At 56.4% G+C, this 578-nt stretch carries 1 rRNA gene; it reads right to left on the bottom strand.

What is annotated here, in order from left to right:
* Positions 1–578 (bottom strand): 23S ribosomal RNA (locus AC0MA3_RS26365); the annotation flags it as partial.

Raw genomic sequence — 578 nt, 5'->3', positions numbered from 1 at the left:
TTGGGAAATCTCATCTTGAGGGGGGCTTCACGCTTAGATGCTTTCAGCGCTTATCCCGTCCGTACGTAGCTACTCAGCCATGCTCCTGGCGGAACAACTGATGCACCAGCGGTACGTCCATCCCGGTCCTCTCGTACTAAGGACAGCTCCTCTCAAATTTCCTGCGCCCACGACAGATAGGGACCGAACTGTCTCACGACGTTCTGAACCCAGCTCGCGTACCGCTTTAATGGGCGAACAGCCCAACCCTTGGGACCTACTTCAGCCCCAGGATGCGATGAGCCGACATCGAGGTGCCAAACCTCCCCGTCGATGTGGACTCTTGGGGGAGATAAGCCTGTTATCCCCAGGGTAGCTTTTATCCGTTGAGCGATGGCCCTTCCATGCGGTACCACCGGATCACTAAGTCCGACTTTCGTCCCTGCTCGACTTGTAGGTCTCGCAGTCAAGCTCCCTTATGCCTTTGCACTCTTCGAATGATTTCCAACCATTCTGAGGGAACCTTTGAACGCCTCCGTTACTCTTTAGGAGGCGACCGCCCCAGTCAAACTGCCCGCCTGACACGGTCCCCGTACCCG

This window comes from Paenibacillus sp. LS-5 (assembly GCF_056121505.1).
This window is presented reverse-complemented; position numbering and strand designations above follow the sequence as displayed.